Origin of the sequence: Methylococcus sp. EFPC2, assembly GCF_016925495.1 — a bacterium.
Taxonomy (GTDB): Bacteria; Pseudomonadota; Gammaproteobacteria; order Methylococcales; family Methylococcaceae; genus EFPC2.
This window is the reverse complement of the sequence record NZ_CP070491.1, coordinates 2,269,139-2,294,876: the sequence shown is the minus strand read 5'-3', so window position 1 is coordinate 2,294,876 and position 25,738 is coordinate 2,269,139. Positions and strand designations below refer to the sequence as shown.

The 25,738-nt window shown below is 58.3% G+C and carries 24 protein-coding genes, 3 tRNA genes and 1 pseudogene; 18 read left to right on the top strand and 10 right to left on the bottom strand.

The genetic code is table 11. The features are described 5' to 3' along the window. Positions 1 to 57 precede the first annotated feature (57 nt). From JWZ97_RS09695 to JWZ97_RS09685, 3 genes are all read right to left on the bottom strand, one after another. Positions 58 to 333 (bottom strand): DUF4242 domain-containing protein, encoded by a 276-nt coding sequence (locus JWZ97_RS09695; RefSeq protein WP_205428349.1) that lies wholly within the window; start codon positions 331 to 333, stop codon positions 58 to 60. Between the two features lie 82 nt (positions 334 to 415). Next, a complete protein-coding gene (locus tag JWZ97_RS09690) occupies positions 416 to 1,012 on the bottom strand; it encodes a TetR/AcrR family transcriptional regulator (RefSeq protein ID WP_205428348.1) in 597 nt (198 codons plus the stop codon). Between the two features lie 66 nt (positions 1,013 to 1,078). Then, positions 1,079 to 2,008 carry a hypothetical protein gene (locus tag JWZ97_RS09685; RefSeq protein ID WP_205428347.1) on the bottom strand — a complete coding sequence of 310 codons (930 nt, stop codon included), beginning with the start codon at positions 2,006 to 2,008 and terminating at the stop codon, positions 1,079 to 1,081. Positions 2,009 to 2,113: 105 nt separating this feature from the next. On the opposite strand from JWZ97_RS09685, the gene JWZ97_RS09680 reads away from it, so the two are divergent. Continuing rightward, on the top strand, positions 2,114 to 2,854 hold the full coding sequence (locus JWZ97_RS09680) for a TatD family hydrolase (protein WP_205428346.1): 741 nt from the start codon (positions 2,114 to 2,116) through the stop codon (positions 2,852 to 2,854). A gap of 167 nt (positions 2,855 to 3,021) precedes the next feature. Further along, positions 3,022 to 3,399, top strand: a complete 378-nt coding sequence (locus JWZ97_RS09675; protein ID WP_205428345.1) for a cupin domain-containing protein — start codon at positions 3,022 to 3,024, stop codon at positions 3,397 to 3,399. On the opposite strand, the gene JWZ97_RS09670 is transcribed toward JWZ97_RS09675, so the two are convergent. Beyond that, positions 3,384 to 4,283 (bottom strand): type II CAAX endopeptidase family protein, encoded by a 900-nt coding sequence (locus JWZ97_RS09670; protein ID WP_205428343.1) that lies wholly within the window; start codon positions 4,281 to 4,283, stop codon positions 3,384 to 3,386. The genes JWZ97_RS09675 and JWZ97_RS09670 overlap by 16 nt on opposite strands. Positions 4,284 to 4,391: 108 nt before the next feature. Here JWZ97_RS09670 and JWZ97_RS09665 point away from each other — a divergent pair. The 14 genes from JWZ97_RS09665 (at position 4,392) to rsfS (ending at position 17,737) form a co-directional block, all read left to right on the top strand. Then, positions 4,392 to 4,476, top strand: a tRNA-Leu gene (locus JWZ97_RS09665). Between the two features lie 195 nt (positions 4,477 to 4,671). Next, entirely contained in the window at positions 4,672 to 5,946 is a 1,275-nt protein-coding gene (tig, locus tag JWZ97_RS09660; protein ID WP_240342299.1) for a trigger factor, read from the top strand. A gap of 35 nt (positions 5,947 to 5,981) precedes the next feature. Beyond that, positions 5,982 to 6,602: an ATP-dependent Clp endopeptidase proteolytic subunit ClpP gene (gene clpP, locus JWZ97_RS09655; protein ID WP_205428339.1), complete on the top strand. Its 621-nt coding sequence runs from the start codon at positions 5,982 to 5,984 to the stop codon at positions 6,600 to 6,602. An 82-nt stretch (positions 6,603 to 6,684) separates the two neighbouring features. Next, the gene (gene clpX, locus JWZ97_RS09650; RefSeq protein WP_205428337.1) at positions 6,685 to 7,956 is read left to right on the top strand and encodes an ATP-dependent Clp protease ATP-binding subunit ClpX; all 1,272 of its coding nucleotides are present in this window, start codon (positions 6,685 to 6,687) and stop codon (positions 7,954 to 7,956) included. Between the two features lie 241 nt (positions 7,957 to 8,197). Beyond that, positions 8,198 to 10,627, top strand: coding sequence for an endopeptidase La (gene lon, locus JWZ97_RS09645; RefSeq protein WP_205428335.1), 2,430 nt, complete (start codon positions 8,198 to 8,200; stop codon positions 10,625 to 10,627). A 259-nt stretch (positions 10,628 to 10,886) separates the two neighbouring features. Then, positions 10,887 to 11,159: an HU family DNA-binding protein gene (locus JWZ97_RS09640; RefSeq protein WP_205428333.1), complete on the top strand. Its 273-nt coding sequence runs from the start codon at positions 10,887 to 10,889 to the stop codon at positions 11,157 to 11,159. 26 nt (positions 11,160 to 11,185) lie between these two features. Continuing rightward, positions 11,186 to 11,261: transfer RNA gene (locus JWZ97_RS09635), tRNA-Val, on the top strand. Between the two features lie 5 nt (positions 11,262 to 11,266). Beyond that, a tRNA-Asp gene (locus JWZ97_RS09630) sits at positions 11,267 to 11,343 on the top strand. A gap of 95 nt (positions 11,344 to 11,438) precedes the next feature. After that, positions 11,439 to 13,322: a SurA N-terminal domain-containing protein gene (locus tag JWZ97_RS09625; protein WP_205428331.1), complete on the top strand. Its 1,884-nt coding sequence runs from the start codon at positions 11,439 to 11,441 to the stop codon at positions 13,320 to 13,322. A gap of 45 nt (positions 13,323 to 13,367) precedes the next feature. Next, positions 13,368 to 14,123 (top strand): serine protease, encoded by a 756-nt coding sequence (locus tag JWZ97_RS09620; protein WP_205428329.1) that lies wholly within the window; start codon positions 13,368 to 13,370, stop codon positions 14,121 to 14,123. A gap of 1,043 nt (positions 14,124 to 15,166) precedes the next feature. Next, the gene (locus JWZ97_RS20340) at positions 15,167 to 15,340 is read left to right on the top strand and encodes a hypothetical protein (RefSeq protein WP_371822479.1); all 174 of its coding nucleotides are present in this window, start codon (positions 15,167 to 15,169) and stop codon (positions 15,338 to 15,340) included. Further along, positions 15,330 to 16,241, top strand: coding sequence for an HprK-related kinase A (locus JWZ97_RS09610; RefSeq protein WP_205428327.1), 912 nt, complete (start codon positions 15,330 to 15,332; stop codon positions 16,239 to 16,241). The genes JWZ97_RS20340 and JWZ97_RS09610 overlap by 11 nt, the downstream gene beginning before the upstream one ends. Before the next feature lie 53 nt (positions 16,242 to 16,294). Continuing rightward, positions 16,295 to 17,302: a nucleotidyltransferase family protein gene (locus JWZ97_RS09605; protein WP_205428325.1), complete on the top strand. Its 1,008-nt coding sequence runs from the start codon at positions 16,295 to 16,297 to the stop codon at positions 17,300 to 17,302. A gap of 75 nt (positions 17,303 to 17,377) precedes the next feature. Beyond that, positions 17,378 to 17,737 carry a ribosome silencing factor gene (gene rsfS / locus JWZ97_RS09600; protein ID WP_205428323.1) on the top strand — a complete coding sequence of 120 codons (360 nt, stop codon included), beginning with the start codon at positions 17,378 to 17,380 and terminating at the stop codon, positions 17,735 to 17,737. A gap of 54 nt (positions 17,738 to 17,791) precedes the next feature. Here the strand turns inward: rsfS and JWZ97_RS09595 are convergent, their stop codons facing one another. Next, on the bottom strand, positions 17,792 to 18,103 hold the full coding sequence (locus JWZ97_RS09595; protein WP_205428320.1) for a pyrimidine/purine nucleoside phosphorylase: 312 nt from the start codon (positions 18,101 to 18,103) through the stop codon (positions 17,792 to 17,794). 93 nt (positions 18,104 to 18,196) lie between these two features. On the opposite strand from JWZ97_RS09595, the gene JWZ97_RS09590 reads away from it, so the two are divergent. Further along, positions 18,197 to 19,219, top strand: coding sequence for a TrkA family potassium uptake protein (locus JWZ97_RS09590; protein WP_205428318.1), 1,023 nt, complete (start codon positions 18,197 to 18,199; stop codon positions 19,217 to 19,219). On the opposite strand, the gene JWZ97_RS09585 is transcribed toward JWZ97_RS09590, so the two are convergent. Then, positions 19,209 to 20,246, bottom strand: coding sequence for a cation diffusion facilitator family transporter (locus JWZ97_RS09585; RefSeq protein WP_205428311.1), 1,038 nt, complete (start codon positions 20,244 to 20,246; stop codon positions 19,209 to 19,211). The two genes, JWZ97_RS09590 and JWZ97_RS09585, sit on opposite strands and share 11 nt — an antisense overlap. Beyond that, positions 20,246 to 20,842, bottom strand: coding sequence for a DUF4202 domain-containing protein (locus JWZ97_RS09580; RefSeq protein WP_205428309.1), 597 nt, complete (start codon positions 20,840 to 20,842; stop codon positions 20,246 to 20,248). Before JWZ97_RS09580 ends, JWZ97_RS09585 begins: the two co-directional genes overlap by 1 nt. A 108-nt stretch (positions 20,843 to 20,950) precedes the next feature. On the opposite strand from JWZ97_RS09580, the gene zwf reads away from it, so the two are divergent. Then, positions 20,951 to 22,438 carry a glucose-6-phosphate dehydrogenase gene (gene zwf / locus JWZ97_RS09575; protein WP_205428307.1) on the top strand — a complete coding sequence of 496 codons (1,488 nt, stop codon included), beginning with the start codon at positions 20,951 to 20,953 and terminating at the stop codon, positions 22,436 to 22,438. 49 nt (positions 22,439 to 22,487) lie between these two features. Here the strand turns inward: zwf and JWZ97_RS09570 are convergent, their stop codons facing one another. From JWZ97_RS09570 to crcB, 3 genes and pseudogenes are all read right to left on the bottom strand, one after another. Further along, positions 22,488 to 23,819 carry a UDP-glucose/GDP-mannose dehydrogenase family protein gene (locus JWZ97_RS09570; protein WP_205428306.1) on the bottom strand — a complete coding sequence of 444 codons (1,332 nt, stop codon included), beginning with the start codon at positions 23,817 to 23,819 and terminating at the stop codon, positions 22,488 to 22,490. 124 nt (positions 23,820 to 23,943) lie between these two features. Continuing rightward, on the bottom strand, positions 23,944 to 25,218 hold the full coding sequence (gene serS, locus JWZ97_RS09565; RefSeq protein ID WP_205428305.1) for a serine--tRNA ligase: 1,275 nt from the start codon (positions 25,216 to 25,218) through the stop codon (positions 23,944 to 23,946). A gap of 42 nt (positions 25,219 to 25,260) precedes the next feature. Then, a pseudogene (crcB, locus tag JWZ97_RS09560) lies at positions 25,261 to 25,734 on the bottom strand (fluoride efflux transporter CrcB); the annotation flags it as partial. Between the last annotated feature and the right edge of the window lie 4 nt (positions 25,735 to 25,738).

Sequence of the window (25,738 nt, the reverse complement as noted above, 5' to 3'; positions counted from 1 at the left end):
TTTTGTTTGTCATGGTCGCATAACCTCGCTTCATTTTTTGTCGGGGCTTTCCGCCCGTCAGGATTCCGCCGTGGTGGGGTCGATGCGCGAGCGGACCGGGCGGATGCTGTTCGCCGGGAATCCTCCCTGTTCTGCGTGCTCCCGTATGATGGCTTCATTGGGGGCGATGTACACGCAGTAGATCTTGTCGTCCGTGACATAGCTTTCTATCCATTGAATCTCGGGACCGAGATTCCTGAGCACGCTGCAGGAAGTTTGCGAGACGGCCTGCAGGTTTTCACGGGACAGTTGTCCCGCGCCGGGAATTTCACGTTCGATGATGTACTTTGGCATGGTGGGGCTCCTCATTCTAGGGGGATAGGTTCCAATGCGAATACGACCGGTCGTCTTTAAAAGAAGCCAGGCTGATCGCTGTTCAAGCCTTGAAATAGTCTTTCAGAAACAGCAGGCAACAGTCCTCCAAGGGTTGGACGGATTGCTCGATTTTCATGCGCAACAAGGCGCCTTGCCAGGCGTTGACCAGCATGTCCGCCAGTTCCCCCGCGCTCTTGTCCTGACGAAAGCTGCCTTCCTGCTGGCCCCGGCTGATAGCTTCCCCGATCTTGTCCAGGTAGCGGTGCAGGGCGGCGCTCAGGGAAAGCCGGCAAGTTTCGCTGGTGTCTCCAATTTCGCCGATCAGATTGCCGAGCAGGCAGCCGCCCAGGTAGTTTCGCCGCTCCGCCTCTTCGATAAGCTCGCCGAAATAAGCGTCCAGCGCCTCGGCCCCGGTCAGTTCCCGACGTTGGAGGTGGCGGTCCAATTGTTGGATGAAGGGTTCTATGTAGTGCCTGACGACCTCGGCGCCGAAATCTTCCTTGCTGCCGAAGTAATTGTAAAAAGAGCCTTTCGGCACCCCGACGCTCTGCAGGATGTCCTGCAAACCGGTGCCGTGATAACCCCTCTGCATCAGCAGGACGACGCCTTGGTCGAGTATTTTTTCCTTGTTGGTCTGTCTGGTCGTGATTTTGCGCATGGGGCATCATAATATGACCGGTCGTCTCAATTATGCAAGCACGTTTTCGGCGGGCTATCGCGGGGCTTATTGGGAGGCCGCGATGGCCGACAAGGGTGCCAAGTACACTTCCGCCCGGTACAACACCTGCTGCTCCCGTACGAGGCCCAGGCAGCGATAACGCTGCAGCGGAACTTCGGCTTTGCCCAGGCCCTGCTGTTCGGCGTCGATGGTCATCGGACCCTGTACCAGCATGGCCAGCCTGTCATTGCTGCGCATAGTGGCCGCTAGTAGCCGGTCGACGGAGATATTGTGTGCCGTGTAAACCATGGGATTGGTATAAAAGTCGTGCCCCTCGTTCATCGCGTGTTCCAGCAAAGCACAGGAGATCAGTGCGCAGGGATACATTTCGGGGAAGCGTATCTTGTCTTCCAATTCGTCGAAATAATGCCCCTGGTCGGCGAGCGATCCGGCAAGCAGGTTCTTGGCGTTGGCGGTGGTGAAAAATTTGCGTTTGAGAAAATAATCCGTGCCCGGCAGATATTCCCGATCCGGCGCCTGAGTGACCTCGGGGAAGGCGGACGCGTCCAAATCCGGCAAAAATAGCGGCTCACGGGATTCGCGCTTGTAGCCCATCAATAGCAGGGAGCGGTCCTGCCGGCGGATGATGACGCGGTTGGACAGGCCGGCTGGATCGGATTTCGCAATGGATGGCTTGATCTCAACGGAGAAGGTTTGCCCGGGTAACAGGGCGTCGACGAAATTCAACTGATAGTTGCTGTAGCGCAGGTCGTGCTCCTGGATGTAGGCAGCTTCTGCGTTGGCTTCCCGGTGTTGCCCGATGAGATATTCGATCAAGCCCTCAAGCTGGAACCCCAGCGCTATGGGGCCGGAGTATGGATTGTGGCGTATGGCGCCGCATTTTCTCGGGTCATGAAAGGGATTGAAATCGTCGGTGGCGTTGCGCGCGGCGTCGATGTGGATTTGTTCGAAGCGAAGGTCGGATGGCGATGACATGTGTACCTCCTCGGGCTTGGGGGTCGGGCCGTGATGAGCCACGCCGAAGGCGGGGTCATCCTCCTTATGGTGGGCTAGTCTAGAGGCCTGTCGCAGCTTTTTGCTATGACCTGGGGTTTTTGCCTGCGTGAACCGAATTCGAAGATGAGCAGCATGAAGGCAGGTGAGACCGTGAATTACCTTGACGCGCACAGCCACCGGCGGTCGGATGAGGGTTTTCCGACCGTCGTGAATCTTGGTTGGGGCGAGTTGGGTGTGCAGCCGGAGGACGAGGGGATGTACTCGGTTGGCATCCACCCTTGGAAAGCGGGCGAGGTCGACGTGTCGGATGAGCTCGTGGATCGATTGCGGGCGCTGGCGGTGCATGAACGTGTCGTCGCAATAGGCGAGTGCGGGCTGGATAGACTGCGCGCCGGGTTTCCCGCGGAACAGGAGGCCTTGTTCATACCTCAGGTGCGGCTGGCGGAGGAGGTAGGCAAGCCCTTGATCGTCCATTGCGTACGCGCCTACGGGGAATTGGTACGGCTTAGCAAGGCGCTCAAAGTGACCGTCCCCTTGTTGGTGCACGGGTATAATGGCAACGCGCAGATTGCGGCCGAACTGCTGAGGCAGGGGTTCTATCTGTCGCTGGGCCCTGCGCTGTTGAATCCGCGCTCCAATGCCGCGGCACTCGTATCGGCCTTGGCGTTGGATCGGCTGTTGCTGGAAACCGACGACTCGGGCCTATGTATCGTCTCGGTTTATGAAGCGGCGGCGAACTTGCGCGGCCTGCCGTTGGATGAGTTGAAAGAACATATGTATCGAAATTTCACGCGCTTTTTTGCCCTACCATCGGGCATTTTATGAACGGAGAACCCTGATGAAGAAAGCCATGCCGCCCCTTGGGTCGCGGCCTAATCCCGTCGCCAAGCATGCGAAGAAGTTCAACCGGTCCGTCGTTTTCGCGGACCGCAAGGGCTATACCCGTAAAACCAAACATAAGGCTGGCGAGCCTTTTCCGATGAGCGCCCCGAATGCGGGCGCCCAATGGAAAAGGCTCGCCGGCATCGGGGGCCGGGCGGGTGCGTCTCGGTAACCTGTATCGCGATCTGCCTCCTGACCGGTCTGCCGAGGCGTTCGACACGTTGCTGCAGAAGCGGGGCTTGCGTCTGGAACGCATCGTCTCGCGCGGGCATGTGACGCCGGCGGGCGAGTGGTACGATCAGGACATGGCCGAGTGGGTGTTGCTTCTGAGGGGCGCGGCACGCTTACGCATCGAGGGGCGGGACGAGCTCATCGAGCTGGCGGCCGGCGATTATGTCCACCTTCCCGCGCATAGGCGCCATAGAGTCGAATGGACCGACCCCGAGTGCGACACGATCTGGCTGGCCTTGCATCATGATGCCTCTTGAGCGGTTTTCGCCCGGAATGCCATGGCCAGAACGAGCACGATCAGCGCCGCCGTCCAAGCGGCCGAAAGGTAGCCGATGATGCCGTCGTAACGGCTGGTCAGCCCGGGAATCAGCGCAGTGCCGTTGTAAGTGAAGGGCTTGAACGTCTTGATGACGAAGACCCAGCCCATGTGCAGGCCCATGCAGTAACCGAGCCCCAAGGGGCGCCATATTCTGATGCAGGCGAGCAATGAGCCTGCCGCGAAAAGCGCGAGAAAGCCGTCCGGCGCGGCGAGCGGGATGTGGCTGAACGCATCGATGATCATCCGAAGTCCGCTGTCCCATCCCACATTCTCCCATGTCGGTCGCAGATCACTGTCCAGAAAGTGCAGGGCCGCAAAATAGAACGACGAAACCAAGACGGCGCCGAGGCGACCGATCCTGCTCACCAAGCCACCGAACAGGACGCCTCTAAAAAGTGGTTCCTCGATGGAGGCGACTACGATGCCGATGAGCAGTCCTTTGAACGCAAGCCTGGCTAAACGCAGGAGCTCAAGCTTTTGCGGGTCTATGCGGCGTGCCTCGATGCCCATGATGAGCACGAAATGTACGCCCATCATCAGGCATCCCCAGAGAAAGGCTCGCCGAACCTGTCGCCACAGCACGTGGCGGCTGCCGGGCAGGCCAATGTCCGGCGCTCCCAAGGGCAGGCGCTTCGCTAGCGGAAACAGACCCAAGATCAAAATCACTTCGCCGCCCCGATGGACCAGGGTGTCGAAATTGATGAGGCCACGGAGTGGCGCCGGTAGGAACGGCGCCAGCAGACCCGCCGTGATTGCGCAGGCCAGCAGGTAGGCAAGCGGGATAAGGGCGATCAGCAGGGTAAATGGAAGGCGAGCGAGCAAGGGATGAAAAATGGGCACTGGCTTTTTATAATTGTGATGAGGCGTCAGTCCAGCGGACGTCGGCAATTTTATGCGAGTGGGATATAATCGCCCGAAATTGCCCAATCTGCGAATGTGGCGAAACTGGTATACGCGCTGGATTTAGGTTCCAGTGGGGCAACCCGTGAGAGTTCGAGTCTCTCCATTCGCACCAATTTCCTATGATTTTTGTGACCGAATTCTAATCGAATCCCCGACCGCATTTCGATGATGGCCCCAGCGGGCGATCGATTCGAGTGTTCCGGTTCAGGCGCGTCGCGCTTCCCCCTTTCCATTGACCGAAAAACCAATATCTTGAGGTTGTAAAATGCAGGTTTCCGTCGAATCGACATCCGAGTTGAATAGGAAGATGACCGTACAGGTCCCCGAGGAAAAAATTCGCGAGCAGGTCGCTAAGCGACTGAAATCCTTGGCGGGCAAGGTGAAAATCGACGGCTTCAGGCCTGGGAAGGTGCCCCGCAGCCTGATCGAAAAACGCTATGGGCCGGGTGTGCGCGACGAAGTGTTGTCGGATCTGATTCAGTCCAGCTTCAACGAGGCGGTACGCAACGAGAAGCTGATTCCGGCCGGGGGCCCGACGATTAGTTCCGCCAGCGCCGAAGAAGGCGAGGGCTTGAGCTATGTGGCCGATTTCGAGGTCATGCCGGAGTTCGTGCCTATGCCGCTCGAAGCCCTGGAGGTCAAACGTTATGCGTCCGAGGTGGCCGATCAGGATGTCGAGGCCATGATACAGCGCCTGCGCGATCAGCGTGCCACCTGGCAAGTCGCCGAGCGCCCCGCCGTCAAGGCCGATCGCGTCACCATCAGTTTCGAGGGCTTGCTGGGCGAAGAAAACTTCACCAACGGCAAGGTGGAAAATCTGCCTGTGGAGTTGGGCTCGAACATGTTGATCCCGGGGTTCGAGGACAAGCTGATCGGCGTGAGCGCCGGAGCTAACCTCAATTTCGAGATCGAGTTCCCGTCGGATTATTCCGCCGAAAAATTAGCCGGCAAGACGGCCCGCTTCGAGGTCGAAGTCGGCAAGGTCGAAGAAAAGGTTCTGCCGGAACTCGATGGCGAATTCGTAAGGTCCTTCGGCATAGAGGACGGCGATGTGGATGCGTTCCGCTCGGATATCCGCGAGAACATGACGCGCGAAATGAATCGCTCGCTCAAGGCACGGACCAAATCTTCGGTGATGGAGGTCTTGTATGAACGCAATACCAGCATCGCCTTGCCGAAAGTCTTAATCGATCAGGAAATCGAGCACTTGTCGCAGCCCCAGCGGGAGTCTGCCCAAAAGCAGAAGCAGGCGCTCGATGAGACCTCCCTGAGGGCCTACTACGAGCCCATCGCACGGCGTAGAGTGGCGCTTGGCCTGCTCCTCAACAAGCTGATCGAGTCGGAGAAGCTGACTGTCGATCAGGCGCGCGTGCGCGAGGCGGTCGAGGACATCGCGGCGAGCTACGAGAGCCCCGAGCAGGTGGTCCAGTGGTACTACAATACGCCCGAGCAATTGCGCAATGTGCAGAGCCTGGTGCTGGAAGACCAACTGGTCGATGTCGTGCTGGCCAAGGCTAAAGTGGAAGAGACGCAAATCGCTTTTAGCGACTTGATGCAGGCTGCCGCTCAGGCCGCGAGCTAGCGATTCGTATCCACCCTCTACCGATAAGCGAGCAGATGAACACTTTCGAAACTCAAGCGACCGGCTTGGTACCTATCGTTATCGAGCAGTCGGCGCGTGGCGAACGCGCATTCGACATATATTCGCGCCTGCTCAAGGAACGGGTCATTTTTTTGGTCGGTCCGGTCGAAGACTACATGGCCAATCTGGTGATTGCACAGATGTTGTTTCTGGAGTCGGAGAACCCCGACAAGGACATCCATTTGTACATCAACTCGCCCGGCGGCGTAGTCACGGCGGGGATGGCGATCTACGACACCATGCAATTCATCAAGCCCGATGTCAGCACGCTGTGTATCGGCCAGGCCGCCAGCATGGGCGCGCTGTTGCTGACCGGTGGCGCTGCGGGCAAGCGTTACTGTCTGCCCCATTCCCGCGTGATGATCCACCAGCCCTTGGGTGGGTTTCAGGGACAGGCCAGCGATATCGCCATTCACGCCAAGGAAATCCTGTCCATTCGCGAAAAACTGAATCGCGTGTTGGCTCACCATACCGGCCAGCCGCTGGAAAAAATCCAGGTCGACACCGACCGTGACAACTTCATGAGTGGTGAGGAAGCGGCTCAGTATGGTCTAATCGATAAAGTACTGGCAAACCGGCAGCCGGCATCGGCTTGAGGCTTCCTCCGCCGGAGGTACTTTACATCCACTGAGCCGCAGGTTACATCGTGCGGCAGCCGCGAGCGGCAGGAGGATAGCAATGAGTGACGAAAAAAATAGCAAAGACGGGAGCGGCAAGCTCCTCTACTGTTCGTTTTGCGGCAAGAGTCAGCATGAAGTACGCAAGCTGATTGCAGGGCCTGCCGTGTTCGTGTGTGACGAATGTGTCGAGCTCTGTAACGACATCATACGCGAGGAATTGCAGGATACGATGGCCGCCGGCTCGGACAGGCTGCCGAAGCCCAAGGAGATCAAGGAGGTCCTCGACGAGTACGTCATCGGCCAGGAAAAGGCCAAACGGACGCTGGCGGTCGCGGTCTACAACCATTACAAGCGGTTGCGGGCGCAGAATCGCAAGAACGACGTGGAACTGGCCAAGAGCAATATACTGCTCATAGGCCCGACCGGCTCCGGAAAAACGCTGCTGGCCGAAACGCTTGCGCGCCTGCTGGATGTGCCTTTCACCATCGCGGATGCGACGACGCTGACGGAAGCCGGCTATGTCGGCGAGGACGTCGAAAACATCATCCAGAAAATCCTGCAGAAATGCGATTACGATGTCGAGAAGGCCGAATCCGGCATCGTCTACATCGACGAGATCGATAAGATTTCGCGTAAATCCGATAATCCGTCGATCACCCGCGACGTGTCGGGCGAGGGTGTGCAGCAGGCATTGTTGAAGCTGATCGAGGGCACGGTCGCTTCGGTTCCGCCGCAAGGCGGCCGCAAACACCCCCAGCAGGAGTTCTTGCAGGTCAATACGGCCAACATACTGTTCATTTGCGGCGGGGCGTTCGCGGGATTGGACAAGATCATCCGCTCCCGTTCGGAGAAGGGCGGCATCGGTTTTTCGGCCGAAGTCAAAAGCAAGGATGAAAGCAAAAACGTCGGCGAGATCTTGGCCGAGGTGGAGGCGGAGGATCTGATCCGTTATGGGCTGATACCCGAGTTCGTCGGCCGCTTGCCCGTGGTGGCAACGCTGGAAGAGCTCGATCAGGCAGCATTGGTCAAAATCCTGACGGAGCCCAAAAACGCCTTGGTTAAACAGTACAAGAAGCTGTTCGAAATGGAAGGCTGCGACCTCGAAATACGCGAGGATGCCTTGGGTTCCATCGCCAAGCGGGCCATGGAGCGTAAGACCGGCGCCCGTGGTCTGCGCACCATACTCGAACACGCCTTGCTGGACACCATGTATGAGCTGCCGTCCAGTGAGCATATCTCCAAGGTCGTCATCGACGATAAAGTCATCCGGGGAGAGGGAGAGCCTCTCCTCATCTACAAAAGCGAAAAGCAGCTGGCGGCAGGCGAGTGATTTCGTAGGTTTAAACCCCGGCCGCAACGGTCGGGGTGCATGCCTACCCGGCAAACATCGTTACATGAGCCGTCGTTCCGCCGGCTCGCTCTTAGTCCTCCATTTCCGGGCCCGGCCTTGATCCCGCCGGCCGAACTACTTCAGCTTCGTTAGAGGGAACGGATTTCTTTCGCCTCCCCTTGTATTTTGAGCTTCGATCGCCCATATAGAAGAAGTCGTATCCTCGACCCACAGGTCATTTATGAATAGCGAAACAAACGAAAATCCGGCGCAGTTGGAAAAACTGGTCCCGGTATTGCCTCTGCGAGATGTCGTTGTGTATCCCCACATGGTGATACCGTTATTCGTCGGGCGGGAGAAGTCGATCCAGGCGCTGGACGATGCCATGCGCGAGCATAAGCAGATACTGTTGGTCGCACAAAGAGATGCCGATATCGACGAGCCGAGCTTCGATGACCTGTATGAAGTGGGTACCTTGTCGAACATCCTGCAATTGCTCAAATTGCCGGATGGAACGGTCAAGGTATTGGTAGAAGGCGAACAGCGGACGCGGGTACAGCGCTACGTAATGGAAGGCAAGCATTTCATGGCTTCCGTTTCGCCTCTACACGATGAGCTTTCCTTGTCCGACCAGGAGGTCGAGGTTCTCTCGAGGACCGCGATCAATTCCTTCGATCAGTACGTCAAGCTGAATAAACGGATACCGCCGGAAGTATTGAATTCGCTAGCGGGGATCGACGATCCGAGCCGGTTGGCCGACACCATCGCCGCCCACATGACCATCAAGATCGAGGACAAGCAGGCCATCATCGAAATGGCTGATATCGCTGCTCGGTTGGAACGTCTCATGACGTTCATGGAAGGCGAAGTGGATATGCTGGAAATGGAAAAGCGTATCCGCGGCCGGGTGAAGCAGCAGATGGAAAAGAATCAGCGCGAGTACTATCTGAATGAACAGATGAAAGCGATTCAGAAGGAGTTGGGCGAAATGGATGATGTGCCCAACGAGGTGGAGGAACTCGCTCGCAAGATCGAAAAGTCCGGCATGCCGGACGCCGCGCGCACGAAAGCCGAGGCGGAATTGAACAAACTGCGCCTGATGTCGCCGATGTCTGCGGAGGCGACGGTGGTGCGCAACTATATCGACTGGATGGTGAACGTGCCGTGGAAGAAACGCACCAAGGTCAGCCACGATATCCGGAAAGCGGAAACCATACTCGAAGAAGAGCACTACGGCCTGGAGAAGGTGAAGGAGCGTATCCTGGAATACCTCGCCGTACAGCAGCGCGTGCGCAAGATGAAGGGCCCCATACTATGCCTCGTGGGGCCGCCGGGTGTCGGCAAAACGTCGCTGGGGCAGTCCATCGCGCGAGCGACCAACCGAAAATATGTCCGCATGGCATTGGGCGGCGTGCGCGACGAAGCGGAAATACGCGGGCACCGCCGGACCTATATCGGTTCTATGCCGGGCAAGATCCTGCAAAACTTGTCCAAGGTAAAGACCCGTAACCCCATGTTCATGCTCGATGAAATCGACAAAATGGCCATGGATTTTCGCGGCGACCCGGCGTCGGCGCTGCTTGAAGTGCTGGATCCGGAGCAAAACCACACCTTCAACGACCATTACCTCGAAGTGGATTTCGATTTGTCGGAGGTCATGTTTGTTGCCACGGCCAACACGATGAACATTCCCGCGCCCTTGCTAGATCGCATGGAGGTTATCCGCATCGCGGGCTACACGGAAGATGAAAAGATCAACATCGCCTTGCGGTACCTTGTTCCCAAGCAGGTCAAGAACAATGGCTTGAAAGAGCACGAAATACAGATCACCGAAACGGCGATACGTGACATCATCCGGTATTACACACGCGAGGCCGGGGTCCGCTCACTCGAACGGGAGATCGCCAAGATCTGCCGCAAAGTTGTCAAGAATCTGTTGCTTAAGGCCAGTACGCGTAAGGTTACGGTCAATCACAAAAACCTGGATCAATATCTGGGAGTGCAACGTTTCCGTTACGGCAGAGCCGAGGAGAACGATCAGGTCGGGCAGGTGACTGGTTTAGCCTGGACGGAAGTCGGGGGCGAATTGCTAACAATAGAGGCGGTCATTATGCCGGGCTCGGGCAAACAAACCTACACGGGCAAACTCGGCGAGGTGATGCAGGAGTCCATTCACACCGCGATGACGGTGGCAAGGACTCGGGCGGAGAAGTTGGGTATAGACCCCGCATTTTACCAGAAGCACGATGTGCATATTCACGTGCCGGAGGGGGCGACGCCCAAGGATGGTCCTAGCGCGGGTATCGGTATGTGTACGGCTCTGGTGTCGACGCTCTCCGGTATTCCTGTTCGCTCCGAAGTGGCGATGACCGGGGAAATCACGCTGCGAGGCGAGGTTTTGCCTATCGGCGGCCTGAAGGAAAAGCTATTAGCCGCTCACCGTGGCGGAATACGTAAGGTATTGATTCCTCGAGATAACGAGAAGGACTTGAATGAAATCCCCAAAAACATCAAGCAAGATCTGGAGATTGTTCCGGTCCGCTGGATAGACGAAGTGCTGGCGCACGCACTTCAGCGTATGCCGGAACCGCTAGAAACGGCTTCAGGCGCGAAAGGTGCCGAGCACGCAGCCATTTCTGGAAACCCGCCGACGGCCTTAGTGGCCCATTAGGCGATACCCACCGCTTAGGCGGGGCTAACTCTGCCGGCGGAATCCCGAATGCCCTCGTCGCACGAGAGGCGTATCATCAACTGTGGAGTACCGCTCAAATGCCCGGAAATCAAGGCGCTCAGCGCCTTGACAGCGGTTTTGGTCAACTGCTAAATTGGCTGGCACATTGTTTCTGGCAGGGCCGGGATGGTGGCGCGGACTGTATCTCGTAAGATATCGACACAACTCCAAAACACACACAGATCGATAGGTGGAATGAATGAATAAGGCAGAACTTATAGAAGCGATCGCAGAATCGGCGGACCTGACCAAGGCAGACGCAGGGCGGGCGCTGGATGGGTTTATCGCTGCTGTTACTGGCGCCTTGAAAAAAGGAGAGACCGTGTCCTTGGTGGGATTTGGCTCGTTTGGAGTAAAAGAACGTGCGGAGCGACAGGGGCGCAATCCGCAAACCGGAAATAGCATCACTATTAAGGCTGCAAAAATTCCTTCATTTAAAGCTGGTAAAGCGCTGAAAGATGAAGTAAACTAATCGGACAAGTCAGGGATGGTCGACTTGGGTGCTTAGCTCAGCTGGGAGAGCATCGCCCTTACAAGGCGAGGGTCGTAGGTTCGATCCCTACAGCACCCACCAATTTTGGAGCGGTAGTTCAGTTGGTCAGAATACCGGCCTGTCACGCCGGGGGTCGCGGGTTCGAGCCCCGTCCGCTCCGCCAAATTAAAAAACCCCGCGACCTGTGTCGCGGGGTTTTTTGTGTTCGAAAGAAATCCCTATCACTTAGATACACTTACCCGTAAAGGTTCTTCAGATATGCTGCAAGCGATACGCGATAAAGCACATGGGATTTTCGCCTGGGTCATGCTCATCATGATAGGCGTGCCGTTCGCACTTTGGGGTATACAGAATTACATTGATACCGGCAAGGAACAGCCTATGGCAGTGGTGGCTGGTAGCGAAATATTCGAGCGCGACGTCAATCGCGTCTATGAACAGAGTCTATCTAGCTTGGTGGGCCTTGGTCAGTTCGACGAGGCGGAGCTTAAACGCGAATCCTTGGAGCGTCTCATCCGAGATGAACTGGTCGTCCACAGCGCTGAGGATAAAGGCTTGGCGATCGGCGATGAGGATGTGCGCGGATTTGTGCAAACGTTGCCCTATTTTCAGACGGAGGGAAAGTTTGACAAGGAAAAGTATAAGCTCATGCTTAGTTCTCAGGGTATGAATCCAACCCAGTTCATCGCGCAGATTCGCAGGACTCTGACCCTGGAGCAGTATCAGCGTGGTCTGTCGGATACGGCCTTTGTCACACAAAAGCAAATTGACGATTTTTATCGTTTGCGTAACCAGCAGCGCGTGTTCGACTATGTGACCGTGCCGCTGAAAAAATACGAAGGCCAATTTAGCGATCAACAAATCGAGACCTATTACCGCAACAATATCGCTTCTTTTCAGAGCCCGGAACGGGTAGCGATTCAATATATTGCTATCACTCTCGATGATGTCGGCAAGGACATAAAACCGACTGAGGAAGAGTTGACGGCGTTGTATGAGGAGCAGAAAAATCAGCTGACCGCGGTCGAGAAGCGGAAGATTAGCCACATACTGTTGGCAGTCGATGCAAGCAAACCCGACGAGGACAAGTCTGCGCTGGAAAAAATCGCTCAGGTGAGGCAGCGCGCGCTGGCTGGTGAAGATTTCGCCAAGCTCGCCAAGCAGTTTTCTAACGATACGATTTCAGCAGAGAAGGGCGGCGATCTCGGGTTGATGTCCAAAGAGGGCATGGAGCCGGCATTCTCGGATGCGGCGTTTAAGCTGGCTAAAGGCGAAGTGTCTGAGCCGGTGAAGACATCTTTTGGGTACCATTTGATCAAAGTCACCGAGATTGACGTACCGAAAGTACGGAGCTTCGAGGAAACGCGTGCGGAGTTGATTAAGAGTTTTCAGCGCACTGCAGCGGAAAACAAGTTCTACGAATTGGGTCAAAAGCTGACCGAACAGGGCTTTGAGCATCCCGACAGTTTGGAAGCGGCGGCCAAGGCGTTGAATTTGAATATCCAAGAAACGGGTTTCTTCACCCGAGAACAGGGTGAAGGGATCGCAGCCGAGGAGGCCGTGCGCAAGGCCAGTTTTGGGGCGGATGTGTTGAATGGCCGGAACAGCGAGCCCGTCGAGGTAGGCAGCGACAAAGTTTATCTGTTGCGTGTCAAAGAACATCAGCCTGCATCCGACAAGCCGTTGGCCGAAGTGAAGCAAGCGATCGTGGCTCGCATGCGGGAAGAGGCTTCCCGCGAGGAAGCCCGCAAGCGGGCAACGCAAATCGTTGACGAGGTCAAACAGGGTAAGTCTCTGGCCGATGCGTCCAAGCACTTAGGTTTAAATGTCATCAACTCGGGCGTTGTTGGCAGAGTGGAGAGCAAGCTTTCGCCCGTTTTGGTAAAGGCGGTTTTTCAAGCGCCATCCGCACGCCAAGGCGCTGGCGCTGATGCGCTTCCGGGTATCGTGTCGGTCGAAGACGGAAGCCCGGTTGTATATCGATTGCTTTCCGTTTCTGAGGGCTCCAGCGAGAAGGTCGATCCCAAGGAGCTGTCCTTGGCGCGTGACTTTTTGTTCAAAAACCTTGGGCAAATCGAGTTGACTGCGTATCTCCAGCAGTTACGGGCTCAAGGTGATGTGTATGTCAAACCGCAACAATAAATCCATGGGCAACGGCGTTGCCCGCTTGCGGAGCTAGGCGGGCGTATGCGACGCTCGTGGCTGGGTGTGCTGGGTCTGGTTTGGGCGCTGGGTGGCAGCGCCGACGAATTGCCGGATACCGTGGCGCGTAGCAAGCCAAGCGTTGTGGGCGTGGGTACATTTCAGAAAACACGCAGTCCGCCCGTTAACTTCGCCGGTACGGGTTTCGCGGTGGGGGACGGGCAACATGTCCTCACCAATGCCCATGTGCTGCCCAAGACGCTCGACGCGGCAAGATTCGAAAGCATCGCCGTGTTTGTGCGCGAGGGCGGGGAGGAAAAGATAAGGCTGGCGACGCATGTCGCCAGCGACGAAGTCCACGATATCGCTTTGCTGAAGATCGGTGGTCCTCGCTTGCCGCCCTTGGCGTTGGGGGATTCCGATAAGGTCAGGGAGGGGGAGACCTATGCGTTTACGGGTTACCCTATCGGTGTGGTACTGGGGCTGCATCCAGTCACCCATCGCGGCATCATCTCTGCCATTACCCCGGTGGCCATTCCTGTTCAACAGATGCGTCAACTCAACGGGAAAATGCTGAGCCGGCTGAATGCGCCGTACGACGTATTCCAGCTAGACGCGACCGCTTATCCGGGCAATAGCGGAAGCCCCTTATACGACCCCCGCACAGGCGTCGTGGTGGGTATCATAAACAAGGTCTTCGTACAGGAAACCAAGGAGAACCTGCTGGCAAAGCCCAGCGGGATCAGTTACGCGATTCCGATCAAATTTGCGCTCGGTCTGTTAGGCAAGGGCGCCCAATAATTATCGTATCCTGACGTAATCGATGAGGATGTCGGTTTTTTTTACATTGCCTCCTATCGCCGTTTTCAGTGCCTTGTATTTAATGTAGTTTTTTTTATGGCATTAGAAGTGCATTGCTAAAGGCAATTATGTAAGATTGAGATGTTGCAGATGAAAGGAGATTCATTGGCTTCGTATTATCGTAAAGTACGCAACGTAATGTACGGACACCAAAGTCAGAGGTCGAACTCATGAACAGCGCCGCAGATCAGAACCCAGACTGTCAGGAAGGCGAGCAGGTAGTGGGCCTAGAAAAAGCCGATACACGCCGACGTACCCTACTGAAAGGCTCGGCGGCGGTGTTGCCGATGATAGTAACGCTGCGCAGCGGTGCTGCTTTGGCTGCGAGTAGCGCCGACGGTTGCGTTCAGGCTAGCCAGACGCAAGCCCTCCAAACGCCACCGAGTGTTAAGGTTGGGGGCGACTCCTATCTGCGTGTCCCCATCAAGTGGACAAAATTGAAGAAGCTGCGAGCACGTAGCTCGGGTGGAGGTGGAGGCTGGGAGATAGATACGGATGCCGTAGATATTGAGGTCTACCAGAGTCAGACGCCGCCGGATTCCTTGGTCTGGTGGGGATTCGTAACCTCCGTAGGCGTACAGGAAAAATTCACACAGACTTCGACTTCCCCTGTGGAAGTCCGCTATCCCACGGGTTCGGAGAGGGTCTCGGGCTATTATGTCGATGGCAGCAGTGGACTAAAGTATTTGCTGCCCGAGACCCCGGCACCTGCGAGCGCCGACGGTCTCGTGGTGACGGACTCTGCGGGTACGCCCCAAACGACGGAAGACGGCACTACTAAACAGGTGGGGTACGTAGTATTTACGACGGGAGGTGCTTCGGCGATTTCCGAATCCTGTTGGTGCTCTATCAGCTAGGCACGCTATCTGGATACTCTCTGGAAAGCCCCGGATGCGTCGGCCGCAGTTTTTCTGTGGGAATCATGGGGCGATGAATGGGTTCTTTTCGACACTCGAACTTCCCAGACCCACCTCCTCAATGCCTTGGCAACGGAAGCGCTGCGTAGTTTGCAAGCTCGAAGTTTGTCGGTCGATGCCTTAAGCGGCCTGTTGAACGAGGTCTGTGGCGGGGAGACGGTCGATAGTCAAACGATAATCCGTTTAATGCATGAGTTCGAGTCTCTGGCGCTGGTCGAACCGGTAGCGCATGACGCTTGATCGGTTCTCCGAACGTGAACTGGCCTTCTTGCTGAGTAAAGGTGGGCTGGTTTTACACATAGGCGCTTTTTCTGCCCGCCTGAAAAGTAATTCGAGCTCCTTTGCGGCTGCGCTGTTTTTTTTCTACGGACGTTACCCCGTCGAGCCAGATGGCGTCTTCGCGGACTTTCATCTGGGTATTACCCGGCCCCAGGGGTTACGCGGTTGGATAAAGCCCCAAGTCGTTTTTGCTCGCGACGGACAGGCCCTATTCGATCCCTTTCCCGCCGATCACGCGGCACCCATGTTCGAATGGGGCTTGAATTGGTCTATCGCTCATCTCGCCCATCGCTTCCTGCTGCTGCATTCCGCGGTTCTTGAAAAGAACGGCCGCGTATTATTGTTGCCCGCTCATCCGGGGTCTGGAAAAAGCACGCTCTGTGCCGCTTTGACGCTAAGCGGCTGGCGTTTGCTGTCGGACGAGTTCGGGATGGTCGATAGGGATGATCTCGCTCTCGTTCCCCAGCCCCGACCGGTGGCATTGAAAAATCGCTCGATCGATGTGATACGGGAGCGGTTTCCGCTTGCTCCGCTCGGTCCCTCCTTCCCTAAGACCCGCAAAGGCACGGTCGCTCACTTGAGGGCAGACGCGAATTCGGTCGCTCGGATGCGCGAGAAAGCCATGCCGGCATGGATAGTCTTCCCTCGTTTCCGGGAGGGCGCATCATTGACTCTGCAGCCCTATCCTAAAGCACGGTCGTTCCTCCGGCTTGCCAATAACTCATTCAATTACGAGTTGTTAGGCGAAGCTGGATTTCGCACCGTCGCCGGGCTGATTCGGCGGTGCGCGTGTTATTCGCTGGAGTTCGGGTGCCTCGACGATGCGTTGTCGGCATTGGCCGACCTGGAGCGGGGAGAGTGACCCTGGCGACGCCTTACAGTTTGCTCCGGCAGATCCTATACGCTCCAGTCTCCATGGAATCGCTGACCCTGAGGGAATGGGATGTCTTGTTGCCTTTGGCCCGTTCCACACGCCTGCTCGCCAGGCTGGGGGCACTGGCTCATGACGTGGGTATCTGGGAGGATTTGCCCGATCAGGTGAGGCTGCACATGACGGGCGCGGAGGTCCAGGTCGGCGCCCAACAAAGAGTCGCGGCTTGGGAGCTAGACCGTCTGCACAGAGTGCTTGGTGAGTGCCCGTTTCCCGTGATCTTGCTCAAGGGCGCTGCCTACTTGCAGGGCGGACTCCAGGTCGGCCGCGGGAGGGATTTCGCCGATGTTGACATCCTGGTCCCGCGTACCCACATCGACGAAGCCGAAAATGCACTCAAGGCGGCAGGTTGGGTATCCGGCGCTTTGAGCGAATATGATGAACGCTATTACCGGGATTGGATGCATGAGATACCGCCCCTCCGGCATCCGGACAGGTGGGTCGAGGTCGATGTGCATCATACGCTGCTGCCGGTGACCGGGCGTATCCAATTGGTGGCCGGACGATTATTTGAGGAGAGTCGTCCGCTGCCGGATTCGCGCTTTCGTATCCTGGGGGCGGAGGATCTGGTCCTGCATAGCGCGACCCATTTATTTACAAGCGGCGAATGCGAACGCGCCTTGCGCGATTTGTCCGACTTGGACTTATTACTGCGTCAGTTTGCAGCGGAAACCCCCGGTTATTACGACCGCTTGCTCAGGCGCGCAGAGGAGCTCAACCTTGGTCGCATACTGTATTATGCCTTGCACGGGGTGCATGCGGCCTTGAATACGCCGATACCTGAGGAGGTCTTGCGGGCCTGCGACCGCTTTGGGCCGCCGGTGGCATGGGCGCGGTTCATGAACGCAGTGTTCCTGGCGGCCTTTGCTCCGGAAGTTTCTGGGCTGAGCAACCTGGCGCGCGGGTTCTTGTTCCTGCGCTCCCACTGGCTCAAAATGCCTTTCATTTTGCTGGTTCGGCATCTTTGGACCAAGGCCTACGCATCGCATTGACGGGTTCCGAGACTACCCGGTGGTGCCGGCCGACTCGTTTTTTACCAATTTTTTAGATAGGCAAGTAACGTAAACATGCAGAGTGATGAACTATTGGCCTTGGTATCGTCCATCCTGGACGACGGCAAGGGGGTAGATATACGGGTGATCGATGTCAGGGGAAAAACCAGCATCGCCGATTATATGGTGATAGCCAGCGGAAACTCCGACCGGCATGCCCGTTCATTGGCCGACCAGGTGGCCGAGAAGAGCAAGGATCACGGCGTTCAGCCCTTGGGTATCGAAGGGCAGGCCGCGGGAGAATGGGTTCTGGTCGATTTGGGCGATGTCATCGTCCATGTGATGAAACCGCAGATACGCGAGTTTTATCAGTTGGAGAAGCTCTGGCAAGGCGATTATCGGGAATCCGGCCCCCCGCAGGACGCCGCCGCCTGACGGCTCCGGCCGTATCCCGTTTCGCCCGCCGGGATACGGCTTCGGTCCGAGCACTCAGCCGAAGTGGCAAACGTAGTGCAGGGTTTCCAGAGTTTCGATGTCGAATCGGCTATCGGCGGGAGCCTGGAAGTTATCGCCCTCGCCGTAGGTTTTCCATTCTTCTTCTCCCGCCAGCTTCACATTGCAGCTTCCTCCGACGATCTCCATGATCTCCGGCGCTGCGGTGTTGAAGGTCAGTAGGGAAGGCAAAATCACCCCTACCGATTTGCGACTGCCGTCCGGGAATCCTATCGTGTGGCTGACGCATTTCCCGTCGAAGTAAACATTGGCTTTCTTGATAACGCTGACGTTGTCGAATTGAGACATGAGAGGCTCGTACTGTGGCTGCGTGAGCGGCCATTATATCGCCACTAGGCTTTCCTCTGTTTGTACCGCCACGAGACGAAGGGAGCCGTAGCCATGACGTCCGATACCGCCCGCTCTCTTCGCATGCGTCTGTTGTTGCCCGTCGGACTGGTCGTGGCCGTAATCGTCATCGGCACGGCCGGCTATACATGGCTGGGGCGCCAGCAAGGCGCGACCGTGCTCGATGCCCTCTACATGACAGTCATCACCATAACCACCATCGGTTATGGCGAAGTCATCCGTCTGGACAGCCAAGGCCGCATTTTCACCATGCTGGTGGGGTTGACCGGAGTTGGAGGCGTTTTTTACAGTTGGACCGTGGTGATGGATTACTTGGTGAGCCGGCGGCTGCTCGATCCCATGGGGGAAAAAAAGATGCAACGAGAAATCGACAAGTTGCAGGAACACATCGTCATCGCCGGGCTCGGCCGCGTAGGCAAGCAGGCGGCCTGGGAACTGTACGAAGCCAAGGTGCCATTCGTGATCGTTGATCCGAGCGGCGATTCCCACCACTACGCCCATCAGCACGGCTTCCTGTTCATTTCGGGCGATGCGACGCAGGACGAAAGCCTGGAACGTGCCGGCATCCGCCGGGCCAATGGCCTGATCGTCACGACCGGTGAGGATGCCAATAACCTTTACATAGTGCTTTCGGCGCGCGTGTTGAAGTCGGATTTGTATATCGTGTCCCGCGCGGTAGACGAATCCAGCATCCCCAAGCTGATGCGCGCGGGCGCGAACCGCGCCATCAGTCCCTATGCGATAGGCGGCCGGCGTCTCGCTCATTTGATCTTGAGCCCGACCGTCATCGATTTTTTCGATACGGTCATCAAGCGTGGCGACGAGTCCCTGAGCCTGGAGGGCATCAAGGTGCATTCCGGGGCCCAGGCCGTGGGTCGCAGTCTGGCGGAGCTGGATGCCCGCACCCGCACCGGTGCCAATGTGCTGGTCGTTTTGCGGGGTAGCCAAGTGCTGCCCAATCCCGATGTCGCGCTGGTGCTGGAGACCGGCGATCAGTTGCTGGCTTTGGGCACCCTGGCGCAGCTCGAGGCGCTCGAACAACTGATCACCGGATAAAGTCGTCGGCCCGCGTGTCGGGTTTCGGCGCCTGCTCCAGCGTCAGCCTGCCGACGTCGACGGCGTGCTCGGGCCGGCCATGAACGAAGGAGGCCGGATCTTCAAGCGGTTCCAGATGGCTGATGATTTGGATGCCGGGAACCGTTTGGCGGATCTCCGCTTCTATCGTTTCGACCAGATCGTGGCCTTGCTGTACGGACATCGCGCCGGGAACCAGCACGTGCACGGTCATGAAGCGCTGCATCCCGGACTGGCGGGTGCGCAGGTCGTGAAACACCACGCCCCGTTCCCGGTAGCGCGCGATGACGGCATCTATGCGCCGGTTCTCTTCCGCGGGTAGCGTGGCGTCCAGCAGTCCGGATGCGGAGCGGTATATCAGTTGCAGGCCGGACCACACGATGTTGAGCGCCACCAAGCCGGCGATGACCGGATCCAGCCATAAGCGGCCGGTGTATAAGACCGCCCCCAATGCGGCCAGCACGCCTGCCGATGTCCACACGTCCGTCAGCAGGTGTTTGGCGTCGGCTTCCAGGCTGATCGAGCCGTAGCGTTTGCCCACGCGTAACAAAATCAACGCCACCCCAAGGTTGACCAGTGCCGCCAGCGCGGACCATGCCAGGCCGACGTCCAGCGCCTGCAAGGGCCGCGGGTGTTGCCAGCGATCCCAGGCCGTGACGGCGATGCCGGCGGCGGCCACGATGATCAGAGCGCCTTCCAGGCCACTGGAAAAATACTCCGCCTTGCCATGGCCGTAATGATGCTGGTCGTCGGGTGGGCGGGCCGCCACCAGCAGCATGATCAGGGCCATCAGGGCGGCGACCAGATTCACCAGGGACTCCATCGCGTCGGAGAGCAGTCCGACGGATCCGGTGAGCCACCAGGCCCAGGTTTTCAACGCCATGGTGATCAGCGCGGCCGTGATGGACAGGCACGCATAGCGCGCCAAGTGATTACGACCGGCTGATGAGGAGTCGATGGCTATTTCCGTGTCGTCGCGCCGTTTAGGGGAGGTTTTCCAAAAGGGCATTATTGAGCAGTTTCCTCGAGCGCCTTGCCGACGACGCCCGTCAGCGTTTCCGGCAAACTCAGTTGCAGGGCGGCTTGCCGGGCCTGATCGGACATCTTGCGCCAGGTTTTGCGCACGATGCCGATCAGCTTTTCTTCGTCATAGCCTTCGGCGAAATCGGGGAAATAATGTTCCAGGAATACCAGGCATGCGACGTCTTCGATAAGCTGCACCTCGGCATCCTGCTTGATGCCTTGCTTGCCGACCATTTTCTTCACCGCCGCAACCACGCTTTCGGGGTAGCCGTTTTCGTGCGCGATAGCGGCGGCCTGTTCGGCATGGAAACGATAAAGAAAACTACGCCATTGCAGATAACCTTCCCGCGTCGCCGGATAGCTGTCGCGCGGCACAGTCCAGCGGCGGATATGCTGGGCCCGGGCCGCTATGCGCTGCGCGTCGTTCGGCTCCGGTGTCAGTTTTTCCAGCCAGGCCGACATCCGCAGCCCGTACAGCAGCGCCCTGGGGTAATCCTGTCCTTGCCAGTTTTCCCGTTCCGGGTCTTCCCCGTTGGCCTGATCTATCATGCTCAGGGCGCGATCTAGTCTTTCTTCGCTCATTCGCCTACCTTATCGACAATAACCGAGGGGCCGGGCGTCCGGGATGGTCTCCGCACCGTTGGCCTGAGAGCGCATTTTCCACCACACCCAATCCAGGGGAAAGCCGCCATGCTCGATTCCTGCGTATTCGTGATCTTTGGTTCCACCGGTCATCTGTCGCGCACCAAACTGCTGCCATCCCTGTTCAACCTGGATGTCGCGGGTCAGTTGCCCAAGGGACTGGTCATCCTGTGCGTCGGCCGCAAGGATTGGACTACGGATTCCTGGCGCAAGGAAGTCGGCAAGTGGCTGGAGCCTGCGGCAAAGCTCGTCGATAGCCAGAGCCTGCCTCAATTTCTCGCGCGCCTGCATTATTTCAAAGGCGACATTGCCGAGCCGGCATCGTTCGAACAATTGCGGAATACGCTGGAGACCACGGCGGAATTTCCGTCCAATCAGGTTTTTTATCTGTCCTTGCCGCCGGCGGAATACAAGGGCGTGGCGCGATCGTTGGCGGCGGTGGGTTTGAATCAGGAGTCAGGCGGCTGGCGCCGGCTGGTGATCGAAAAGCCGTTCGGCTACGACCTCGAGGACGCCGAGAGCCTGGATCACGGCTTGCGCCGGGATTTCGACGAACACCAGTTGTTCCGCATCGACCATTATCTGGGCAAGGAAACGGTGCAGAACGTGTTTCTGTTCCGTTTCGCCAACATCATGCTGGAGCCCCTGTGGAACAGGAATTTCATCGATCACGTGCAGATCACGCACTGCGAGTCGGCCGGCATCGAGGACAGGGCTAGCTTTTACGAGGGTGCCGGGGCCTTGCGCGACATGATACAAAGCCATCTGATGCAGATGCTCGCGCTGGTCGCGATGGAGCCGCCGCCCAATCTGGATGCCGAATCCATACGCGACGAGAAGGTGAAGGTGCTCAAGTCCATACGCCCCATCCCCAAGAACGCCGTACACGCCCACGCTTTCCGCGCCCAGTACGGACGCGGACACATCGGCGGCCAGTCGGTTCCGGGCTATCTGGAAGAGGCGGACATACCGGCTCACAGCACCACCGAAACCTATGCCGCCATGAAGCTTTACATCGACAATTGGCGCTGGCGCAACGTGCCTTTTTATCTGCGCACCGGCAAGCGCATGGCGCGCCACGGTTCGCATATCGCCATCCGCTTCAAGCATCCGCCGCAGCAGTTGTTCCGCGAGACGCCCATCCACGATATTCCGCAGAACTGGCTGCTATTAGGCATACAGCCGGAGCAGTGCATACGCGCCGAGGTGCAGATCCGCGAGCCGGGCATCGGCATGCGGACGCGCACCACGCAGCTGGACGCCAGCACCTGCACGCCGGAAGGCTGCGACTACAAGCTGGATGCCTATGAAACCTTGCTGCTGGACGTGATCGAGGGCGACCATTCCCAGTACCTGCGTTCCGACGAGGTCACCTGGGCGTGGCGGGTGGTGGACCCGATGCTGAAAGTGTGGGCCATGGAGCGGGATTTCATCCAGACCTACCCCGCGGGTACCTGGGGGCCGGTGGAGGCGAACCGCTTGTTCGAGCGGGAGGATCAGTGTTGGCGCAACTCCATGGCGCTCGACGGCTGCTGATCCAGAGGCGGGTACTCGGGCCGGGTCCGGCCGGCCCGAGTACGCTAACTCAGTTCCGCTGCACCCGCCCGATGGCGTAATGGTGGAAGCCGAGTTCCTTCAACTGCCGGGGATCGTAGAGATTGCGCCCGTCGAAAATGGCGGGCTCTTTCAAGGCCGCCTTGATCTGCCCGAAATCCGGGCTGCGGAACACATTCCATTCGGTCACCACGGCCAGGGCGTCGGCGCCTTGCAAGGCGTCTTCGGCGCTTGCGGCCAGAGCGAAATCCGGGCGCTCGCCGTAGATGCGATGGGCCTCTTCCTGTGCGACCGGATCATAGGCCCGCACTTTCGCCCCCGCCGCCCATAAGGCTTCGATCAGCACCCGGCTGGGCGCTTCGCGCATATCGTCGGTATTGGGCTTGAAAGCCAGGCCCCAGAGGGCGATGGTCTTGCCCTTCAGGTCGCCCTTGAAGTGGGTGTTGATCTGCTCGAACACCTTGAATTTCTGCCGGTCGTTGACCGACTCGACCGCCTGCAACAGTTCGGCCTGGTAATCCACTTCACGGGCGATGCGTTCCAAGGCCTTGACGTCCTTGGGGAAGCAGGAGCCGCCGTAGCCGCAGCCGGGGTAGATGAAGTGGTAGCCGATGCGGGGATCGGAGCCGATGCCCACGCGCACCTTTTCGATGTCGGCGCCCAGCCGCTCGGCCAGGTTGGCCAGTTCGTTCATGAAGCTGATCTTGGTGGCCAGCATGGCGTTGGCGGCGTATTTGGTCAGCTCGGAGGAGCGGATGTCCATGCACACCAGGCGGTCGTGGTTGCGGTTGAAGGGCGCATAGAGCGCGCGCAGCAACTCGGTGGTGCGCGGATTGTCGGTGCCCACCACGATGCGGTCGGGTTTCATGAAGTCTTCAATGGCGGCGCCTTCCTTGAGGAATTCGGGGTTGGAGACCACGTCGAATTCGATGTTCTTGCCCAATTCGGCCTGGCGCGCCTTGATGGCATCGCGCACCTTGTCGGCGGTGCCGACCGGCACGGTGGACTTGTTCACCACCACGCGATAGTCCTGTTGGTGTTCGGCGATGCTTTTGGCCACCGCCAGCACGTATTGCAAATCGGCCGAGCCGTCCTCGTCGGGCGGGGTGCCGACCGCGATGAACTGGAACAAACCGTGCGCCACGCCGGTGGCGACGTCGGTGGTGAAATGCAGGCGCTTGGCCGCCCGGTTGCGTTCGACGACGGCATCCAGGCCGGGTTCGTGGATCGGGATCTCGCCCTGGTTGAGGCGGTCGATCTTGCCCTGGTCGATATCGACGCAGACCACGTCGTTGCCAACCTCCGCCAGACAGGCGCCTGTGACCAAACCGACATAACCGGAACCGAATACGGTGACTTTCATGCGTAATTCCCTGTGAGTTAGAAAAAAATCGTTTGCTTAGCGATAGTAACGGGCGATGACCCCCGGTTTTCGCCGTCTACTGCGTAGACCGGCCGGCACCGTTCATCAGCGCGGTGTGGGGGGATCAGCCGATCACGGTCAATCCGCCCAGATAGGGCTGCAACACGTCCGGCACCCGGATATGCCCCTGTTCGTCCTGGTAGTTCTCCATGACCGCAACCAGGGTGCGGCCGACGGCCAATCCGGAGCCGTTGAGGGTGTGGACCAGTTCCGGCTTGCCGGTATCCGGGTTGCGCCAGCGGGCGCGCAGGCGGCGGGCCTGGAAATCGCGGAAGTTGCTGCAGGAAGAAATTTCGCGATAGGTATTCTGCCCCGGCAGCCAGACTTCCAGGTCGTAGGTCTTGGCCGAGGAAAAACCGGTGTCGCCCGCGCACAGCACGATGCGGCGATAGGGTAGCCCAAGTTTTTCCAGGATGATTTCGGCGTGGCGGGTGAGTTCCTCGTGCGCCGCGGCCGAGTCTTCCGGGCGTTCGATGCGCACCAGTTCCACTTTTTCGAACTGGTGCTGGCGGATCATGCCGCGCGTGTCCTTGCCGCCGGAGCCGGCTTCGCTGCGGAAACAGGGCGTGTGGGCGACGAATTTCAGCGGCAGGGTTTCGGCCTCCAGGATTTCGTCGCGGACCAGATTGGTGACCGGCACCTCGGCGGTGGGAATCAGGTAATAGGCCGGTTCGCGCACGATCTTGAACAAGTCTTCCTCGAATTTCGGAAGCTGGCCGGTCCCGCGCAGGCTGTCGGCGTTGACCATGAAAGGCACGTAGGTTTCGCTGTAGCCGTGTTCTCCGCCGTGGGTGTCCAGCATGAACTGGGTGAGCGCGCGCTGCAGACGGGCCAGAGGACCATGCAGGGTGACGAAGCGGGCGCCGGTGACCTTGGCCGCCGCCTCGAAATCCAAATAGCCCAGCCCCACGCCCAGATCGACGTGATCCTTGGGCGCGAAATCGAAGCGCGTGGGTACACCCCAGCGGTGGATCTCGACGTTGTCTTCTTCACTTCTGCCGTCCGGCACCTCGGCGTCGAGGATGTTGGGGATGCCCAAGAGGCTTTCTTCCAGTTGGGTCTGGATGTCGCTCAGATCCTGTTCCAGTTGCTTGAGCGAGTCGCCGAGATGGGCCACTTCGTCGAGCAAAGGCTGAATGTCCTCGCCGCGCGCCTTGGCCTGGCCGATGGCTTTGGAGCGGGTATTGCGCTCGTTTTGCAAATCCTGGGTGCGCACCTGGATGTCCTTGCGGCGAGCTTCCAGGGCCAGGAACGCGCCCTTGTCGATGGCATGGCCGCGTCGGGCCAGTTGCGCTTCGACTTCGTCCAGTTGGGTGCGGAACAAGCGGGGATCTAGCATGAGAGGTCCGTGGTTTCTGATTGATCGATATGATTAGATTTGCCGGCCCAGCCACAGCCCGGCGAGGAAGGCGAGCGCCACGCCCGCCGCCGCCCAGGGCCAGGAAATGCCGGCTTCCAGCGTCAGCCCCAGGCCGCCGGCGAACAGACGCCGACCCACGACGGCGCCCAGCCAGACGGCGGCGAGGCAGAGCAGAACGCTGAGGGTCACGTTCAGCAACACCTTGAAAAAGCTGCCCTGTTCGAACAGGTTCAGGGTTTCCAGGGCGAAGGTCGAGAAGGTCGTGTAAGCGCCCAGGAAACCGATGAGCACGGCGGCGCGGAATTCGCCGCTCAGGGCGAAGCGCTGGGTGGCCAGTTCGCTCAGCAAGCCCATCAACAAACAGCCCGAAACATTGACCAGCAGCGTGCCATAGGGAAAGTCGCGGCCCAGCCAGGCGTAGACGCCGTTCGCCACCCAGTAGCGCGCGAGGGCGCCTGCGGAGCCTCCGGCGGCGATGGCTAAGAGCTGATTCATTCCG

Bases quoted from the DNA above. Each gene is read 5' to 3' on its own strand.
- JWZ97_RS09695 (WP_205428349.1), bottom strand. From the start codon at position 333: ATGCCAAAGTACATCATCGAACGTGAAATTCCCGGCGCGGGACAACTG.
- JWZ97_RS09690 (WP_205428348.1), bottom strand. From the start codon at position 1,012: ATGCGCAAAATCACGACCAGACAGACCAACAAGGAAAAAATACTCGAC.
- JWZ97_RS09685 (WP_205428347.1), bottom strand. From the start codon at position 2,008: ATGTCATCGCCATCCGACCTTCGCTTCGAACAAATCCACATCGACGCC.
- JWZ97_RS09680 (WP_205428346.1), top strand. From the start codon at position 2,114: ATGACCTGGGGTTTTTGCCTGCGTGAACCGAATTCGAAGATGAGCAGC.
- JWZ97_RS09675 (WP_205428345.1), top strand. From the start codon at position 3,022: ATGCGGGCGCCCAATGGAAAAGGCTCGCCGGCATCGGGGGCCGGGCGG.
- tig (WP_240342299.1), top strand. From the start codon at position 4,672: ATGACCGTACAGGTCCCCGAGGAAAAAATTCGCGAGCAGGTCGCTAAG.
- clpP (WP_205428339.1), top strand. From the start codon at position 5,982: ATGAACACTTTCGAAACTCAAGCGACCGGCTTGGTACCTATCGTTATC.
- clpX (WP_205428337.1), top strand. From the start codon at position 6,685: ATGAGTGACGAAAAAAATAGCAAAGACGGGAGCGGCAAGCTCCTCTAC.
- lon (WP_205428335.1), top strand. From the start codon at position 8,198: ATGAATAGCGAAACAAACGAAAATCCGGCGCAGTTGGAAAAACTGGTC.
- JWZ97_RS09640 (WP_205428333.1), top strand. From the start codon at position 10,887: ATGAATAAGGCAGAACTTATAGAAGCGATCGCAGAATCGGCGGACCTG.
- JWZ97_RS09625 (WP_205428331.1), top strand. From the start codon at position 11,439: ATGCTGCAAGCGATACGCGATAAAGCACATGGGATTTTCGCCTGGGTC.
- JWZ97_RS09620 (WP_205428329.1), top strand. From the start codon at position 13,368: ATGCGACGCTCGTGGCTGGGTGTGCTGGGTCTGGTTTGGGCGCTGGGT.
- JWZ97_RS09610 (WP_205428327.1), top strand. From the start codon at position 15,330: ATGACGCTTGATCGGTTCTCCGAACGTGAACTGGCCTTCTTGCTGAGT.
- JWZ97_RS09605 (WP_205428325.1), top strand. From the start codon at position 16,295: ATGGAATCGCTGACCCTGAGGGAATGGGATGTCTTGTTGCCTTTGGCC.
- rsfS (WP_205428323.1), top strand. From the start codon at position 17,378: ATGCAGAGTGATGAACTATTGGCCTTGGTATCGTCCATCCTGGACGAC.
- JWZ97_RS09595 (WP_205428320.1), bottom strand. From the start codon at position 18,103: ATGTCTCAATTCGACAACGTCAGCGTTATCAAGAAAGCCAATGTTTAC.
- JWZ97_RS09590 (WP_205428318.1), top strand. From the start codon at position 18,197: ATGACGTCCGATACCGCCCGCTCTCTTCGCATGCGTCTGTTGTTGCCC.
- JWZ97_RS09585 (WP_205428311.1), bottom strand. From the start codon at position 20,246: ATGCCCTTTTGGAAAACCTCCCCTAAACGGCGCGACGACACGGAAATA.
- JWZ97_RS09580 (WP_205428309.1), bottom strand. From the start codon at position 20,842: ATGAGCGAAGAAAGACTAGATCGCGCCCTGAGCATGATAGATCAGGCC.
- zwf (WP_205428307.1), top strand. From the start codon at position 20,951: ATGCTCGATTCCTGCGTATTCGTGATCTTTGGTTCCACCGGTCATCTG.
- JWZ97_RS09570 (WP_205428306.1), bottom strand. From the start codon at position 23,819: ATGAAAGTCACCGTATTCGGTTCCGGTTATGTCGGTTTGGTCACAGGC.
- serS (WP_205428305.1), bottom strand. From the start codon at position 25,218: ATGCTAGATCCCCGCTTGTTCCGCACCCAACTGGACGAAGTCGAAGCG.